This is a genomic window from Tepidicella baoligensis, assembly GCF_013432195.1.
GTDB lineage: Bacteria > Pseudomonadota > Gammaproteobacteria > Burkholderiales > Burkholderiaceae_C > Tepidicella > Tepidicella baoligensis.
Map to the genome: position 1 here is coordinate 229186 of NZ_JACCDB010000002.1, position 16388 is coordinate 245573.

At 60.9% G+C, this 16388-nt stretch carries 15 protein-coding genes; 9 read left to right on the plus strand and 6 right to left on the minus strand.

Annotated features, from left to right (window positions below):
• Window positions 1–26: 26 nt before the first annotated feature.
• Window positions 27–1448, plus strand: coding sequence for a UDP-N-acetylmuramate:L-alanyl-gamma-D-glutamyl-meso-diaminopimelate ligase (gene mpl / locus HZS63_RS03955; RefSeq protein WP_180682744.1), 1422 nt, complete (start codon window positions 27–29; stop codon window positions 1446–1448).
• Here mpl and HZS63_RS03960 read toward each other — a convergent pair.
• The 4 genes from HZS63_RS03960 to rodA form a co-directional block, all read right to left on the minus strand.
• Window positions 1438–1758 (minus strand): hypothetical protein, encoded by a 321-nt coding sequence (locus HZS63_RS03960; protein ID WP_180682745.1) that lies wholly within the window; start codon window positions 1756–1758, stop codon window positions 1438–1440. The two genes, mpl and HZS63_RS03960, sit on opposite strands and share 11 nt — an antisense overlap.
• A 70-nt stretch (window positions 1759–1828) precedes the next feature.
• On the minus strand, window positions 1829–2968 hold the full coding sequence (locus HZS63_RS03965; RefSeq protein ID WP_180682746.1) for a 3-deoxy-7-phosphoheptulonate synthase: 1140 nt from the start codon (window positions 2966–2968) through the stop codon (window positions 1829–1831).
• A 259-nt stretch (window positions 2969–3227) separates the two neighbouring features.
• Complete coding sequence (tldD, locus tag HZS63_RS03970; RefSeq protein ID WP_180682747.1) at window positions 3228–4688, minus strand: metalloprotease TldD; 1461 nt, start codon at window positions 4686–4688, stop codon at window positions 3228–3230.
• A 23-nt stretch (window positions 4689–4711) separates the two neighbouring features.
• The gene (rodA, locus tag HZS63_RS03975; RefSeq protein ID WP_180682748.1) at window positions 4712–5866 is read right to left on the minus strand and encodes a rod shape-determining protein RodA; all 1155 of its coding nucleotides are present in this window, start codon (window positions 5864–5866) and stop codon (window positions 4712–4714) included.
• A 21-nt stretch (window positions 5867–5887) separates the two neighbouring features.
• Here rodA and HZS63_RS03980 point away from each other — a divergent pair, with 21 nt between their 5' ends.
• The 6 genes from HZS63_RS03980 (at window position 5888) to HZS63_RS04005 (ending at window position 12289) form a co-directional block, all read left to right on the plus strand.
• Complete coding sequence (locus tag HZS63_RS03980; RefSeq protein ID WP_180682749.1) at window positions 5888–6490, plus strand: YqiA/YcfP family alpha/beta fold hydrolase; 603 nt, start codon at window positions 5888–5890, stop codon at window positions 6488–6490.
• Window positions 6491–6499: 9 nt separating this feature from the next.
• Window positions 6500–7900: a DNA repair protein RadA gene (radA, locus tag HZS63_RS03985; protein WP_180682750.1), complete on the plus strand. Its 1401-nt coding sequence runs from the start codon at window positions 6500–6502 to the stop codon at window positions 7898–7900.
• A gap of 335 nt (window positions 7901–8235) precedes the next feature.
• Entirely contained in the window at window positions 8236–9711 is a 1476-nt protein-coding gene (locus HZS63_RS03990) for a HEAT repeat domain-containing protein (protein WP_180682751.1), read from the plus strand.
• A gap of 1 nt (window position 9712) precedes the next feature.
• A complete protein-coding gene (locus HZS63_RS03995) occupies window positions 9713–10750 on the plus strand; it encodes a DNA-methyltransferase (RefSeq protein ID WP_180682752.1) in 1038 nt (345 codons plus the stop codon).
• Window positions 10751–10853: 103 nt separating this feature from the next.
• Window positions 10854–11411, plus strand: coding sequence for a hypothetical protein (locus HZS63_RS04000; protein WP_180682753.1), 558 nt, complete (start codon window positions 10854–10856; stop codon window positions 11409–11411).
• An 89-nt stretch (window positions 11412–11500) separates the two neighbouring features.
• Complete coding sequence (locus HZS63_RS04005) at window positions 11501–12289, plus strand: toll/interleukin-1 receptor domain-containing protein (protein ID WP_180682754.1); 789 nt, start codon at window positions 11501–11503, stop codon at window positions 12287–12289.
• A 207-nt stretch (window positions 12290–12496) separates the two neighbouring features.
• Here the strand turns inward: HZS63_RS04005 and HZS63_RS04010 are convergent, their stop codons facing one another.
• Together HZS63_RS04010 and HZS63_RS04015 are read right to left on the minus strand one after the other, a co-directional pair.
• Window positions 12497–12919: a PIN domain-containing protein gene (locus HZS63_RS04010; protein WP_180682755.1), complete on the minus strand. Its 423-nt coding sequence runs from the start codon at window positions 12917–12919 to the stop codon at window positions 12497–12499.
• Window positions 12916–13173: a type II toxin-antitoxin system Phd/YefM family antitoxin gene (locus HZS63_RS04015; protein ID WP_180682756.1), complete on the minus strand. Its 258-nt coding sequence runs from the start codon at window positions 13171–13173 to the stop codon at window positions 12916–12918. Before HZS63_RS04015 ends, HZS63_RS04010 begins: the two co-directional genes overlap by 4 nt.
• A 305-nt stretch (window positions 13174–13478) precedes the next feature.
• Between HZS63_RS04015 and HZS63_RS04020 the strand changes: the two genes are divergently transcribed.
• Window positions 13479–14147 (plus strand): 7-cyano-7-deazaguanine/7-aminomethyl-7-deazaguanine transporter, encoded by a 669-nt coding sequence (locus HZS63_RS04020; protein ID WP_180682757.1) that lies wholly within the window; start codon window positions 13479–13481, stop codon window positions 14145–14147.
• A 119-nt stretch (window positions 14148–14266) separates the two neighbouring features.
• The gene (locus HZS63_RS04025; protein ID WP_180682758.1) at window positions 14267–16336 is read left to right on the plus strand and encodes a ribonuclease catalytic domain-containing protein; all 2070 of its coding nucleotides are present in this window, start codon (window positions 14267–14269) and stop codon (window positions 16334–16336) included.
• Window positions 16337–16388: the final 52 nt, after the last annotated feature.

Genomic DNA, 16388 nt, shown 5'->3' on the forward strand with positions numbered 1-16388 from the left:
CTCCTTGGCGCCCCGATAATGCGGGGATGCACATACACATCCTCGGCATTTGCGGCACCTTCATGGGCGGCGTGGCAGCCCTGGCACGGGAAGCCGGACACCGTGTCACCGGCTGCGATGCCGGCGTCTATCCCCCAATGAGCGAGCAGTTGCGCGCGCTCGGCATCGAGCTGATCGAAGGCTATGGCGCAGACCAGATGGCGCTGCAGCCCGACGTGTTCGTGGTGGGCAACGTGGTGTCGCGGGCCCGACTGCCAGACGGCTCGCCGAAGTTCCCACTGATGGAGGCCATCCTCGACGCGGGCGCCCGCTACACCAGCGGGCCCCAGTGGATGAGCGAACACATCCTGCACGGCCGGCACGTGCTGGCGGTGGCCGGCACCCATGGCAAGACCACCACCACCGCCATGCTGGCCTGGATCCTCGAAGCGGCGGGCCTGCAACCGGGTTTTCTGGTGGGAGGGGTGCCGCTGAACTTCGGGCTTTCGGCACGGCTGGGTGCGGGCACCCCGTTCGTGATCGAGGCCGACGAATACGACACCGCCTTCTTCGACAAGCGCAGCAAGTTCGTGCATTACCGCCCACGCACGGCCGTGCTCAACAACCTGGAATTCGACCATGCCGACATCTTCGACGACCTGGCCGCGATCGAACGCCAGTTCCACCACCTGGTGCGCACCGTGCCGGCCAGCGGGCGGGTGGTGTACAACGCGCTGGAAGAAAGCCTGACGCGGGTGCTGCACCAGGGCTGCTGGAGCGAGCAACGCAGCTTTGGCGCCGCGGTCAGCGACTTCACGGCCGAAGGTGAACCCGGTGACTTCACGGTACTGCACCATGGTGAGCGATGCGGGCAGGTGCGCTGGGCGTTGAGCGGCCAGCACAACCAGCTCAATGCCCTGGCCGCGATCGCTGCCGCGGAACACCTGGGCGTGCCGGTGGCACAGGCCTGCGAAGCCCTGGCGCGGTTTCAGAACGTGCGCCGCCGCATGGAGGTGCGCGGACGGGTGGACACCCCGGCAGATGCCATCACCGTGTACGACGACTTTGCCCACCACCCCACCGCCATCCGCACCACGGTGGACGGGTTGCGCCGCCAGCTCGACCAGACGGCAGCGCAGCGCTGCCGCATTCTCGCCGTGTTCGAGCCGCGCTCCAACACCATGAAGCTGGGCACCATGAAAGCACAACTGCCCTGGAGCCTGGAACACGCCGATCTGGCTTTCTGCCACAGCGGGGGCCTGGGTTGGGATGCCGCCGAGGCGCTCGCCCCCATGGGCCCCCGGGCCCGAGTCGCCAACGATATCGACACCCTGGTGGCCCAGGTGGTGGATGCAGCCCTGCCCGGCGATCAGGTGCTGTGCATGAGCAATGGCGGCTTCGGGGGCATCCACCAGAAGCTGCTGGACGCCCTGCAGCGCCGTTGGCGCACCGTCGGCGTCAGTAGCTGACGGTCAGGCTGGGCACGTCGATGTGCACCACCGGCTTGGCCAGCATGGCGCTGACGGCCTTGGCAAACACCTGAGCCCACGGCCGGTAGGCCTCCTCGGCGAACCGGCTTTCGCCCACCGCCTGGGCAATGGCCACCACCTTGTCGGCCAGCAGCACCTTGCCCGTCAGGCGCAGAGGCTCGCAACCGAGATCGGTGAACTGCTGGTCCAGCCAGGCGCGCGCCATCTCGTGCGGCATGGGCTGCACCTCCTCCAGATCGAAGGTGTAACGCCTCGCGTCTCCCCAGCTGACGATGACTTGGCTGCGCATGGATCAGGACTCCTGTGGGTATGGATACTCAGTCGGGTAGGCCCGATTGTGCCGTCGCGGCCGCCGTCCATCAACCCTTGCCGACGGCTTTGCTCCGGCGAGCCTGCACCGCATCGGACAAGCCTTGCAACAACTGCACGGATTGGTCCCAGTCGATGCAGGCGTCGGTGATGCTCTGGCCGTATTTCAGCGTGTTGACGTCGTCTTTGCCGGGCGTGAACTTCTGGGCCCCGGCCTTGAGATGGCTTTCCACCATCACCCCGAAGATGCGACGCGATCCCCCTGCGATCTGCCGGCCGACGTCAGCGGCCACCTCCAGCTGCTTGTCGTGCTGCTTGCTGCTGTTGGCGTGGCTGCAATCCACCATCAGCGTGGCTGGCAGCTTGGCGGCTTCCAGATCGGCACACGCCTGGGCCACGCTGTCGGCGTCGTAGTTGGGGACCTTGCCGCCGCGCAGAATGACGTGACAGTCCGGATTGCCCTTGGTTTGGACGATGGCGACCTGGCCGTTCTTGTGCACCGACAGGAAATGGTGTCCCCGGCTGGCGGCCTGAATGGCGTCGGTGGCGATGCGGATGTTGCCATCGGTGCCATTCTTGAAACCGATCGGTGCCGACAGGCCCGAGGCCAGCTCGCGGTGCACCTGGCTTTCCGTGGTGCGGGCCCCGATGGCTCCCCAGGAGATCAAGTCACCGATGTACTGCGGGCTGATCACGTCCAGGAATTCGCTGGCGGCTGGCAAGCCGATGCGATTGATCTCGATGAGCAATTGGCGTGCGATGCGCAGGCCCTCGTCGATGCGGAAGCTGCCGTCCAGGTAGGGATCGTTGATCAGACCTTTCCACCCCACGGTGGTGCGTGGCTTCTCGAAATAGACCCGCATCACGATTTCCAGCGTGTCTTTGTGAAGGTCGCGCATCTCTTTGAGCCGGCGGGCGTAATCCATGGCCGCAGCCGGGTCGTGGATGGAGCACGGCCCAATGACCACCAGCAGGCGGTCATCCTTGCCATGCAACATCTGGTGGATGCTCTTGCGGGTGTCGCTGATGAGTTGCTCCACTGCGGTGCCGCGAATGGGGAAGAAGCGAATCAGGTGTTCAGGCGGGGGAAGCACGGTGATGTCCTCGATGCGTTGGTCGTCGGTCTGGCCGGTGCGGTCGGAGGGGCGCGCATACCAGACATCGGTCGCTGCGGTGGCGGCTTTGCTCATCGTGAACTCCTGAAAAAACCAATGGTGAAAGAATGGGGGGTAAAAAAAAAACCGCCGGTGGTGACCGACGGTTGGGGGGAGGCTTTGCGCTTTTCAGGGCCAGATCCAGCTCTCTCTTCCGTCGGTGACGCGTGAGAACCAAAAATAGGCAAAGTAAAAGCGAGCGGCTTTCATGTGAACCAATGTACCACAAACCTCATGACAAGGCGCTGACAACTGGCCCTGCTTGTGGGGCGGATGCGACGAACGAACCTCGCCCTCAAGCGGTGCCACCCACGGTCAGGCCCTCGATGCGCAACGTGGGTTGACCCACGCCCACCGGCACGCTCTGACCTTCCTTGCCACAGGTGCCGACCCCGCTGTCGAGCGCCAGATCGTTGCCGATCATGCTGACCTTCTTGAGCGACTCCGGGCCGCTGCCCACGAGGGTGGCACCCTTGACCGGGTACTGCAACTTGCCGTCCTCCACCCACCAGGCCTGGCTGGCGCTGAAGACGAATTTGCCGCTGGTGATGTCCACCTGCCCGCCGCCGAAATTGGTGGCATACAGCCCCTTCTTGATGCTGGCGATGATTTCCTGCGGGTCCATGTCGCCACCCAGCATATAGGTGTTGGTCATGCGCGGCATGGGCAGGTGAGCGTAGCTTTCCCGGCGGCCATTGCCCGTGGGCTTGACCCCCATGAGGCGGGCATTGAGGCTGTCCTGAATGTAGCCGCGCAGGATGCCGTCCTCGATCAGCACATTGCGTTGGGTGGCACAGCCTTCATCGTCCACGTTGAGCGAGCCGCGCCGGTCGCTGATGGTGCCGTCGTCCAGCACGGTCACACCCTTGGCGGCCACGCGCTTGCCGATCATGCCTGTAAACGCACTGCTGCCCTTGCGGTTGAAGTCGCCTTCCAGGCCGTGGCCGACCGCTTCGTGCAGCAACACGCCGGGCCAGCCGGGGCCGAGCACCACGGTCATCTCGCCGGCCGGGGCGGGGCGGCTGTCGAGGTTGGTGAGCGCGGCCTGCACGGCTTCGGTGACGTAACGGTCGATGAGGGCGTCGTCGAAACGGTCCAGGCCGAAACGGCCACCGCCACCCGAAGAGCCGATCTCGCGCCGCCCGTTCTGTTCGGCGATCACGGTCACCGAGAGGCGTACCAGCGGGCGCACGTCGGCGGCCAGGGTGCCATCGGCACGCGCCACCAGCACCACGTCGTATTCGCTGGCCAGACCCGCCATCACCTGCACGATGCGCGGGTCGCGGGCCTTGGCCCGGCGTTCCACCTGTTCCAGCAGGGCCACCTTGGCGGCACTGTCCAGCGAGGCAATGGGGTCGCCAGCGCCGTAGAGTGCCCGCGACTTGGCCACCTTGCGGGCACCCACTTTCACGCGCCGGCTCTGGCCTTGGGCACCGATGGCGCGCACGCTGCGGGCGGCGTCCTGCAAGGCCGCCCAGGAGAGGTCATCGGAATAAGCAAAGGCGGTCTTGTCGCCGCTGACGGCGCGCACCCCCACCCCCTGGTCGATGCTGAAGCTGCCCGTCTTGACGATGCCCTCCTCCAGGCTCCAGCCTTCGGAACGGGTGTATTGGAAATACAGGTCCGCGTCGTCCACGCCAGGGGCCAGTATCTCGCCCAGCGCGCGGCGCAAATGGGTTTCGTCGAGGCCGTAGGGGGCCAGCAGCAGGTCGTGGGCAGTGGCCAGACGGGCCAAGGTGGGTTCGCGTGCAATCATGCCGTCATTGTAGGAACACGGCTTCAAGTCTGCACCAGCCGCTTCGATTTGGCGATCGACATGAGGATGCCCAAACTGGCACCGAGCGTCACCATGGCGGTGCCTCCGTAACTCAGGAACGGCAAGGGCACACCCACCACCGGCAAAATGCCGCTGACCATCCCCATGTTGACGAAGGCATAGACGAAGTAAATCAGCGTCAACGCCCCGGCGAGCAGGCGCGCGAACAGCGTGGGCGCCTCCAGCGCGATCTTCAGGCCACGCCAGATGAGGAACCAGAAGGCCCCCAGCAGCACCAGCACGCCGATAAAGCCGAACTCCTCGGCGAAGGCGGCGAAAATGAAGTCGGTGCTGCGTTCCGGCACGAAGTCCAGGTGCGTCTGCGTTCCCTGCAAAAAGCCTTTGCCCAGCAAACCGCCGGAGCCGATCGCGATCGTGCCCTGGATGATGTGGAAACCCTTGCCCAGCGGGTCCTTCATCGGGTCCAGCAGGGTGCAGACGCGCTGGCGCTGGTATTCATGCAGAATGTGCCAGTCCACCCCCGGCGCACACCAGTGGGGTTCCATGACGATCAGCGTGACCACCCCCACCAGCCCCAACACCACCGGCGGCACGATCAACTTCCAGCTCAGGCCCGCCAAGAAGATGACGAACAAACCCGAGGCGACCACCAGCAGCGTGGTCCCCAGGTCGGGCTGGCGCAGAATCAGAAAGGACGGCACCGCCAAAATCACGGCCGCCACCAGAAAGTCCAGCCCCCGCAACTGGCCTTCGCGGCGCTGGAACCACCACGCCAGCATCAACGGCATGGCAATCTTCATGATCTCGCTCGGCTGAATCACGATGCCCACGTTCACCCAGCGTTGCGCACCCTTTTTGGTGATGCCGAACAGGGCCACCGCAATCAGCAGGGCCACACCCACCGTGTACAGGGGGACGGCCAGCGCCATGAGCCGCTGGGGCGGTACCTGCGCGACCACGAACATCACGCCAACGGCAATCACCATGTTACGGGCATGGGCTTGGAAACGGCCCGGCAGCTCGTGCGCCACCGAATACATGACCACCAGCCCCATGGCACTCAACAACAACACGACGGCCAGCAACGGCCAGTCAAAGCCCTGAAACGCCGGCAACACCCGGCGCCAAAGTGGTGGTTTCTCGATCACAACGGCCATGGTCTGCATTATCCTTTGCCCATGAATGCGACCACCCCTGGCGGGACCACCCACCTGCTCTACCTGCACGGTTTTCGTTCATCTCCCCGTTCGATGAAGGCCGTGAAATTGGCCGAGCGCCTGCGGCGCGATCACCCTGGCGTGACCTGGTGTTGCCCGCAGCTGCCCCCATCGCCTCGGCAAGCGTTTGATGCAATCCGCCAGCACATCGCGGACTGGCCACGCGAGCACATGGCGGTGGTCGGGTCTTCGCTGGGCGGGTTCTATGCCACGCGGGTGGCGCTGGAGACCGGTTGCCGCGCGGTGCTGCTCAACCCCGCTGTGGACCCGGCGCGCGACCTGGCCAAGTACATCGGCGAGCAAACCGCGTGGCACAACCCCGAGGAGCGCTTTTTCTTCCGTCCCGAATACGTGGACGAGCTGCGCGCCTTGGCCTGCGGCACCCTGCCCCACCCCGAACGGGTGCTGGCCATCATCGCCAAAGGCGACGAGTTGCTGGACTGGCGCGAGATGGTGGCCCGCTACCCGGGCGTACACCTGAAACTGCTCGAAGGCAGCGACCATGCCCTGAGCGATTTCGACGAGCATATCGACGAAGTGATCGCTCACTTGCAACTGATTTGACCTCACCCGATGGCCAAAGACAAGACCCTGTACGCCTGCAACGAATGCGGCGGCACCACCCCGCGCTGGCTGGGCAAATGCCCGCACTGCAACGCCTGGAACAGCCTGGTGGAAACCGTGGCCGAAACCCCCACCGCCAGCAAGAACCGGCTGAGCGCGGGCAACAAAGGCCTGGCCCCCACCGCCGAACTGGCGGTGTTGAGCGAGATCGAGGCCGCCGACGTGGCCCGCACCCCCACCGGCCTGGGTGAACTGGACCGGGTGCTGGGCGGCGGCGTGGTGGAAGGCGGCGTGGTGCTGATCGGCGGCGACCCCGGCATCGGCAAATCCACCCTGCTGTTGCAGGCACTGGACGCCCTGCAACGCGCCGGGCTGGACACGCTCTACGTGACCGGTGAAGAAAGCGGCGCCCAGGTGGCCCTGCGCTCGCGCCGATTGGGGCTGGCACAGAGCCAGGTGAAGGTGCTGGCCGAAATCCAGCTGGAAAAAATCCTGGCCACGCTGGACGCCAAGCAACCCGCCATCGCCGTGATCGACTCGATCCAGACGCTGTATTCCGACCAGTTGAGTTCGGCCCCCGGCTCGGTGGCGCAGGTGCGCGAATGCGCCGCCCACCTGACGCGCGCGGCCAAAGCCAGCGGGGTGGCCATTGTGCTGGTGGGCCACGTAACCAAGGAAGGCGCACTGGCCGGCCCGCGCGTGCTGGAACACATGGTGGACACGGTGCTGTACTTCGAGGGCGACACCCACAGCAGCTACCGGCTGATCCGCGCCATCAAAAACCGCTTTGGCGCGGTGAATGAGATTGGCGTCTTCGCCATGACCGAAAAAGGCCTGAAGGGCGTGAGCAACCCCAGCGCCATTTTCCTCTCGCAACACGCCGCCCCCGTACCCGGCAGTTGCGTGCTGGTGACGCTGGAAGGCACCCGGCCCATGCTGGTGGAAATCCAAGCCCTGGTGGACAGCGGCGGCCCCAGCCCGCGGCGCCTCTCCGTGGGACTGGACCGCGACCGCCTGGCCATGCTGCTGGCCGTGCTGCACCGCCACGCGGGGGTGGCCTGCATGGACCAGGACGTGTTCGTCAACGCCGTGGGCGGTGTGCGCATCGGCGAGCCGGCGGCCGACCTGGCGGTGATGCTGGCCATCACCAGCAGCCTGCGCGGCAAGGCCCTGCCCAAGGGCTTCATTGCGTTTGGTGAAGTGGGCCTGGCGGGCGAGGTGCGCCCTGCCCCACGCGGGCAAGAGCGGCTGAAAGAAGCGGCCAAGCTGGGCTTCAGCGTGGCCGTGGTGCCCAAGGCCAACATGCCCAAGAAGGGCGACACGGCCATGGCCAAGGCGCTCGAAGGCATGACCATCCACGCGGTGGAGCGGGTTGAAGAAGCGCTGGAGGTGGTGCGGGGGGTTGGTTGAGCCCGGCTGATGAGGAAGGCAGCCGCCTGATGATTGCCGCCACAGAGACAAACGTGTTAAAAATGCACAAGTTTTGCCAACGCTAAACCACTGATCCCACAGTGCAGTTGCTTCGGTGCCATGGTTGGCTTGGCTGGAGATGCGGTGTAAATCTCTGACGTGTTCGGCACCGTTTGAGGTGCCTATCTTTGATGCTCACCAGGGAGGGGGTTGTGTTATACGCCACTTATGCTGATTTTGAGTATGCACCCGAATGGGTGCATACTAGACGTTGGGCGTCAGGGTAGCGCGCGCAAGTATAATGGACATTCGAAAGAAATTACGGTGGTAGCACAGTGGCAAATAACTTCAAGAGTGACGATAGTTTTCTGAGGAAACTCGCTGTTGGTGCCGCTGGCACAAACTCAACGATCAATCGGCTGAAGGCTATAGGATTCAATCCCATAGAACTTGAGCGTGGTTCCACAGGCTTCAAAATCTGGAAGAAGATCAAGATCAAGCGGGTGCGCGTTCCCGATATTCTATGTTTGAACACAGGCATACGATTCGAGTCCCGTGGCAAGACAAAGCTTGAAATATCAATGTCTCATTCCCTCAATGACCCGAAGCGCGCATGGGATGCAGGCATGCGTGACGATGACATTGTTTCAATCGTTGTCTTCGAGCAAAAAGACGATTCCCCGATAGACTTGAAACAAATTTCACCTGTTCACTTCGTCAGCGTTAGAGAAATGCGGAAAGCATTCGCCGCAGGACAGGTATCCATCACTCAGCCGAAAGGAGTTGAGGAAGGCTCCGAAATTCGGGTGATGTGGACATGTGCTGCCGCAAACCAGCGATCAGTTGTTCTAGCAGTGGAAGCGGGAAGAATCAGCCTGGCCTCTATTCCAGAGGCGCGGCGACAATCTATTCAGATGAGCCGGAGCAAAGGCAAGATAACCTTGCTGCCACAGGTCAAAGTTGGTGAAACCGTCGAGGCAAATCAGATAGTCGCAGCAGTCGTTCCTGTAACCACCGCGCTTCAGTGCCCTGCGTCGGTTGACGAAGCCTATTTCGTTGACAAGCTCTTGAGTGTCAACCTGAGCGAACGGTACGCCGCAGCAAAAGCATTGCGGTACAGAGGCTACACGACAGCTAAATCGGCGCTCGAATCAAGGATGACTGATGCCGACGAAGATATTTACGTCCAGCTTGAGGCTGCCGCTGCGCTGGCCGCTTTTGATGATCCAAACGGATGGGAGTTCATTGAGAACAAGCTGCGTAGCTCGGCCATGATCGTTCCCCTTGAAACACAGCTTGAAACGGTCATCGTTGCATCCGAAATACCCAAGAGCCGGAGCGAACAACTATTAATCGAAGTGTTGCAGGACTCGCAACGTGACGATGAACTACGCGCTGGAGCAGCTTGGGCGCTTGGCCAATTCTTTACCAAGACTTCTGCGACTGCACTTGTTGATACATTTAATTCAAGCCCCTTAGAAATCAAAGTTGAAGCTGCACGTGCGCTTCTGCGAATTGCCGAGTCACAAATTCCTCACTTGATCGATCTCTTGAAAAGCGGCGACCCCGCCAAGCGCGATGGCCTATCATGGGTGCTTGCTCGAACTGGCAAGTTCAATCCATCAGAAATGGTCGTCGGAGCTGATGAGAACCTTAGAAGATGGATGAGCTACATCGTTGGCTATGGTAAAGAGAAGTTCGTTCAGGGCGAAGTTGAGGCAATCTGTAAGACAGACCCGGAAGTTTATTTCGCCGCAAGTGTTTTGTGGCAGATTGTGGCAAGCTGGGTCAACGACCTGAGGGAATACTGATATGCGAAACAAACCGCTTTACTACACCACCAACGGTCAAGCCTATGTTGGTGATTCGCTTAAGCTTCTCAAGGAGTTACCAGACGCCAGCATTGATCTGGTCATGACATCACCGCCGTTCGCACTTCGGCGTCAAAAGACCTATGGCAACGTTGATGAAACAGAGTATGTGCAATGGATTAAACCATTCGGTCAAGAGGTTTTTCGAGTTCTCAAGGAAAGTGGGAGCTTCGTTCTCGATTTAGGGGGAGCATACCGCTCTGGGATGCCATCACGCTCTCTGTATAACTTTCGCGTACTTCTGGCTTTCTGCGACGAGATTGGATTTCACTTGGCCGAAGATTTCTATTGGTTCAATCCGGCTAAATTGCCGTCGCCAATTGAATGGGTAAACAAACGAAAGATCAGGGCAAAGGATTCCGTCAACACTGTGTGGTGGTTTAGCAAGACCGACTCTCCAAAAGCCGACGTTCGGAAAGTGCTGGCTCCATATTCTGATCGGATGAAGAAGTTGATTGAAGACCCCGAAAGTTTCTACACGCCAAAAAAACGCCCTTCAGGTCATGACATTAGCGCCGGATTTGGAAAGGACAATGGAGGGGCTATTCCATCCAACCTTCTTTCAATACCGAACACCGATAGCAACTCAAGCTATCTTCGGCTCTGCAAAGAACTCGGACTTGAACGTCATCCTGCTCGTTTTCCTTCGGAACTCCCTGCGTTTTTTATCAAGATGCTGACTGACGACGGAGATGTTGTTCTCGACATTTTTGGCGGGTCAAATACAACAGGATTTGCCGCTGAAGCTTTGAAGAGGAAGTGGCTGACTTTTGAAATGAATCATGAATATCTCGCAACATCGGTCTTTCGGTTCCTTGATGGACACAGTTATGACACTGTAAAACGTGTATTTGACAAGCTGAACAATAGCCATGCCAACTACTTTATTGGCGAGACAATCTGTGCATTAGAGTCAATCAATAAAGCAAAGTCGAAAAGCACATCGCTAGGACAAGGTGCGCTAATTCTTCTGCGATAGACGCGAGTAGCCGGTCATTGGAAAGCGCCCAACAAATCGTTCCAGCGGACGCGCAAAAAGCGGCGCGCCGCTGAACTCGGACGTTATCCCTCAAGGAGCCCCCATGGCGATTGTCCCAACATATAAAGCGTTACAAAAGCTTTACGACGCGAAATCCGATCAAGTGAAGAACCACTTTGGGCATTTGCCGCAGCTAATAGCTGATGGACTTCCATATGAAATCGCTATTGCATATGTCTTTCTAAAAATCGAGCAAGCGCAGAATAGAGCGCTTTATGGCGGGGTTGTTAAGATTCATCGTTGCGAGGCCGAATTTGCCCGTCGTGTTATGAATTACCAACACCTTACACGAGACGGATTCAAAGACCTCTACAAAAACGTATTTGGTCGTGCGCTGCCAAAAGCAACGGCCGATCTCATGGCTGACGCAGAAACTACAAGAGACAAGGTCATTCATGGTAAGGCCGCAACCGATAGTGAACTTCGCGGCGCCATTGCTGACGTCCTTGAATACGCAGAAGCATTCAACAATGAGGTAAATGATATCGCCGGTTTTAAGCCCCTTGGAGACATGCGTGGTTTCAAAGGGCGTGCAGAACCGCTAGATAAACGCACCAGTAAATGGTTAATGAGGGGGCTAGGTTTTGGCGTTAAGGCATAACCCTGCGCTCAACCCGGACGCCCTACAGCAAGCTTCGCTTGCTTCCGGTCGCCGGATAGCTACACGTTAGGCACTTCTGAGGAGTTCACTTGATCTTTTTGTCCCATAACCATAAAGACAAACCCCTCGTTGAGCAGATTGCTCTGCGACTTCGGGACACTTTTGGCCAAGACAAGGTCTTCTACGATTCATGGTCCATCCAACCCGGGGACGGTATCGTCGATCGAATGAATGAGGGCTTGGAAGCCTGTGAACTTTTTTTGTTCTGCGTTTCTAGGAACAGCTTGCAAAGCAATATGGTGAAGCTGGAGTGGCAGAACGCCGTGCTGAAAGCCGCGAAGGGGCAGGCAAAGCTAATCCCGGTCAAGCTTGATGACTGCTTGATGCCCCCGATCCTCCTCCAAAGCTTGTACATCGATCTCTTCGGTCAAGGGCTGGAAGTAGCGCTGCGGCAAATTGTCGACGTATCACAAGGCCGTAATACCTTCGCCCCGGGACCGCAGGAGTTCTCTAACCTGCGTGCGTATACCTACCAGGAGGGTCCGGCGACGGTCGTTGAGTGTCACGCAGAGCACTACCTTGAGCCGATATCGCATTTCCTGTTCTTGCTGCACAACAAAGCAGATGAAGTGCGTGTTGAGTATAAGTCTGGGTCCATGTGCGATACGGGCTTCCACGAAGGCATCAAGCTCAACAATGGCGAAATGTTCAACGCGCAATTCGTTGGCGTAGATCGCGGCACGGTTCCGAACTTCCCGTTTATCGTCCACATCACACCAACTGGCGGAGTACAAGTTAAGTTGGCCGGTGTCCTTCACGAAAAGGCGATGGGTCAGTTCTTAGGTATACCAGTCGTAGCGGGTCGGAGAACTGCCTAACTGTCGCATCCCGAATAACCATATATGGACTCCCCCACAACAGCAAGAGCCTGATCGATCGGGGCCTCATGGGTAAAGCACCTGCTTCTCGTTATCCGGCATCTGTGGTGGACTCTATTGTAGTCCGTTCCTTGTGGTCCGTTCCGACATGAAATCTGCGCCAAACGGTACGTGGCCGCGCAGCATGGCGAAGCAGATTCTCACACCTCATTCAATGGGCGCAAACGGATTAAAAACCTCGAGCCCCAGCGCCTTGAAGTCGGCTACGTTTCGGCTGGCCACGGTCAGTCCATGCACGTTTGCGGTGGCCGCAATCATGGCATCTTCGTAGAGCGTGTCGGACTTTCTGTGCATCAATCGGGCCCAGGCCCTGAAGGTGGCCGCGTCCATGGGCAAGACGTTGTAGGCCCCTGCCACCAGTTCCAACCAGGCTTCAATTTCGCTCGCTTTCCCAGGGTCTTGCTCTCGCGTCAACTCGATGCCCGCCTGTATTTCCCCCAGGGTGACGGCAGAAAGATGGATTTGCGCATCGTCCAGAGATTCCAGCCAGGCAACCACCGCCCCGTGCGGGCGCTGCCTGCGAAGTTCTGAAACCACATTCGTGTCGAGCAGGTAGTTGCCCGCCGTCACTGCACGGACTCCACTTTGCGGCGCTTTGCGTGTCCTCTGGCAGGGGCGATCGTGTCTACACGCGCCTGGTCAGACAGCAGCAACTGCTTCAAGGAAGGCCGCGCTGCCGACTGCAATCGCCGCCACTCTTGCACGGGCACGAGCACGGCCGCTTCGGCACCCCGCCTGGTCACCATCTGTGGACCTTCCTGCAAGCAGGCATCCAGGAACTCACTGAAACGCGCTTTCGCGTCTTGCACGGGCCATGTATGCATAACACCCTCCAATCAAACCAGTCATCTGTCTAGTTTTATGCATAACTCCAGTTCTGTCAATCGAGACGACTGGCAAGACTCGATTGGCCTGGTAGAGGGCCTGGTCGCTGGGCAGGTCGGTGTCGGGCAGCAGCACCGGGACTTGCTGGGTGAGGCCTATCGCCCAGATAGTGGCCACGATACCCTCCGCGGCAACAAAGCCACTCACTTCGCAGCGCTGCTAAAATTCATAGGCTACAACCCCATGCAGCTTCCATCGATGGGTTCCCTCGCCCCCATCCTGTTTCAAAAAAAAGGACCCCTCCATGACCTCCCCCCATGGCGCCGCCGAATTGCGCGCCCGCTCCGTACTGCCGGCCCTGGCGGCCATCCACATCGCGCTCATCATCGCCAGCAACTACCTGGTGCAGTTGCCGTTCGAGCTGTTCGGTTTTCACACCACCTGGGGCGCGTTCACGTTTCCGCTGATTTTCGTGGCCACCGACCTCACGGTGCGTCTGCTGGGGCAGGAAGTGGCCCGCCGCGTGATCATGCGGGTCATGATTCCGGCCCTGCTGGCCTCTTACGCCGTCGGTGTGTTGTTCCACGATGGAGCGTTTGGCGGTGTGGCCGCCCTGGGTGAATTCAACGGCTTCGTGTTTCGCATTGCCCTGGCCAGCTTCGTGGCCTATGTGATGGGCCAGTGGCTGGACATTGCGGTCTTTGCCCGCCTGCAGCAGGTGCGCGCCTGGTGGGTGGCCCCGGCGGCCTCCACGGTGCTGGGCAGCTTGCTGGACACCGCGCTGTTTTTCTCGGTGGCGTTCTACCACAGCAGCGACCCCTTCATGGCCGAACACTGGGTGGAAATCGCCGCGGTGGACTATGTGACCAAGCTGGTCATCAGCCTGCTGTGCTTCCTGCCACTGTATGCCGTGCTGCTCAACGCCCTGGTCAAAACCCTGAAGGCCCCCACACCCACGGCCACCGCCACCTGAACCGGCGTGCCACCCCGCCTGCAATCCCCACTGCAACAGGGGGCCGGTACACTTGATGGTTTCGGGCGGCCTCCCCCGCAGGGCTGCCCGCGTCCATGATGGCTACTGAAGGTCCCGTTTTGTTTGCATTGTTCGATGAAGCCGGCAAGTTCCTGACCGGCCGAGTGTTGTCTGAGGCCGAAAGCTCCCTGCAGGTGGAGCTGGAATCGGGCAAGCGCGTGAAGGTCAAGGCGGCCAATGTGCTGCTCAAGTTCGACAAGCCCGCGCCTGCCTCACTCATGGCGGGCGCTCAGGCGCTGGCACCCCAGATCGACCTCGATCTCGCCTGGGAATTCGCACCCGAAGACGAATTCGGCTTTGCCGACCTGGCCGCCGACTACTTCCAGCACCCAGCCACGCTGGAGCAGCAGGCGGCGGCCCTGCTGCGCCTGAGCGAGGCGCCGCACTACTTCCGCCGCGCGGGCAAGGGCCGCTACAAAAAAGCCCCGGCCGACATCCTGCAGCAGGCGCTGGCCGCCATTGAAAAGAAAAAACAGGTGCAGGCGCAAATCGACGCCTGGGCGGCCGAACTGGCGGCGGGCAGCTGCCCGGAACCGATCCGCCAGCAGCTCTACAAGATCCTCTTCAAGCCCGACAAGAACGCGCCCGAATACAAGGCCGTAGTGCATGCCGCCCGCGAAACGCACCTGGCCCCGCTGGCCCTGCTGCAAAAAGCGGGGGCCATCTCCAACGCCTACCAGTTCCATTGGCAGCGCTTTTTGTTTGAACACTTTCCCAAGGGCACGGGTTTCCCAGACCTTCAGGCCCCGCCCGTCGCGGACGAACTGCCCCTGGCGGCCGTGCAGGCGTTTTCGGTGGACGATTCCAGCACCACGGAAATCGACGATGCATTGAGCGTGCAGGGTTTGGGCAGCGGAGAAGTGACGCTGGGCATCCACATCGCGGCCCCGGCGCTGGCGATCCAGCCCGGCAGCCCGATCGATGAGGTCGCGCGCCAACGCCTGTCCACCGTCTATATGCCCGGCCACAAGGTGACCATGCTGCCCGACGCCGTGGTCCAGACCTACACCCTGGAAGCCGGCGGGCCGCGCCCGGCGCTGTCGCTCTACCTCACTTTCAACGAAGCCGACCTGACCCTGCTGCGCCACGAAAGCCGGATCGAGCAGGTGCCCATTACCCACAACCTGCGGCACGACCAGCTCGACCAGGCCATCACCGCCGAATGGCTGCAAGATCCAGCGGCCGAGCCCGGCGCGCCACTGCCCGACGAATTCGTGGCGCTGCGCCCCGAACTCGCCTTTCTGTACCGGCTGGCGCTGACTTGCAAGGCCCGACGCGAAGCGGTACGGGGCAAGCCCGAAACCTTCACCCGGCCCGATTACACCTTCAAACTCGAAGGCATGCAGGGCGACGAGCCGCACGGCGACGAAACCGTGATCATCGGCACCCGCTCGCGCGGTGCGCCACTGGACCTGATGGTGGCCGAAGCCATGATTCTGGCCAACAGCACCTGGGGCCAGTTGCTGGCCGACAGCGGTGTGCCCGGCATCTACCGCAGCCAGGCCAGCCTGGCACCAGGGGTGAAGGTGCGCATGGGCGCCAAGGCGCTGCCCCACGCCGGCATCGGCGTGAAGTGTTACGCCTGGAGCACCTCGCCCCTGCGCCGCTATACCGACCTGGTCAACCAGTGGCAGATCATCGCCTGCGTACGCCACGGCGCCACCGCCGCGCTGGCCGCGCCTTTCAAGCCGAAGGACACGACGCTATTCGCCGTCATCAGCGCCTTCGATGCCGCCTACACCGCCTACAACCAGTTCCAAAGCGGCATGGAACGCTACTGGACGCTGCGCTACCTGCAACAACACGGCATCACCGAACTCACGGCCACCGTGATCAAGGACAACCTGGTGCGCGCCGACACCCTGCCGCTGGTGTTCAGCGTGCTGGGGGCCGAAGGGTTGCAGCGCGGGGCCCATGTGCAGGTGCGGCTGGGGCAAATCGACACCATCTCGCTCGAAGTCAGTGGTACCGTGCTGGCACGGCTGGACGCCGCGCCAGACACCTTGGACGAGGAGACCGAAGACGAGCTGGAACTCGCCACCTCGCTGACCATCGCGGTCGATGTGGACGAAGCCGCCGACACCGACACCCCCACGGCCCCGCCATCCGCTGCAACCCCTGCGGACTGATTCCCGAGCGTTCACTCCGCCTGCGGCACCCGGTGGTCGGATAATCATCGAC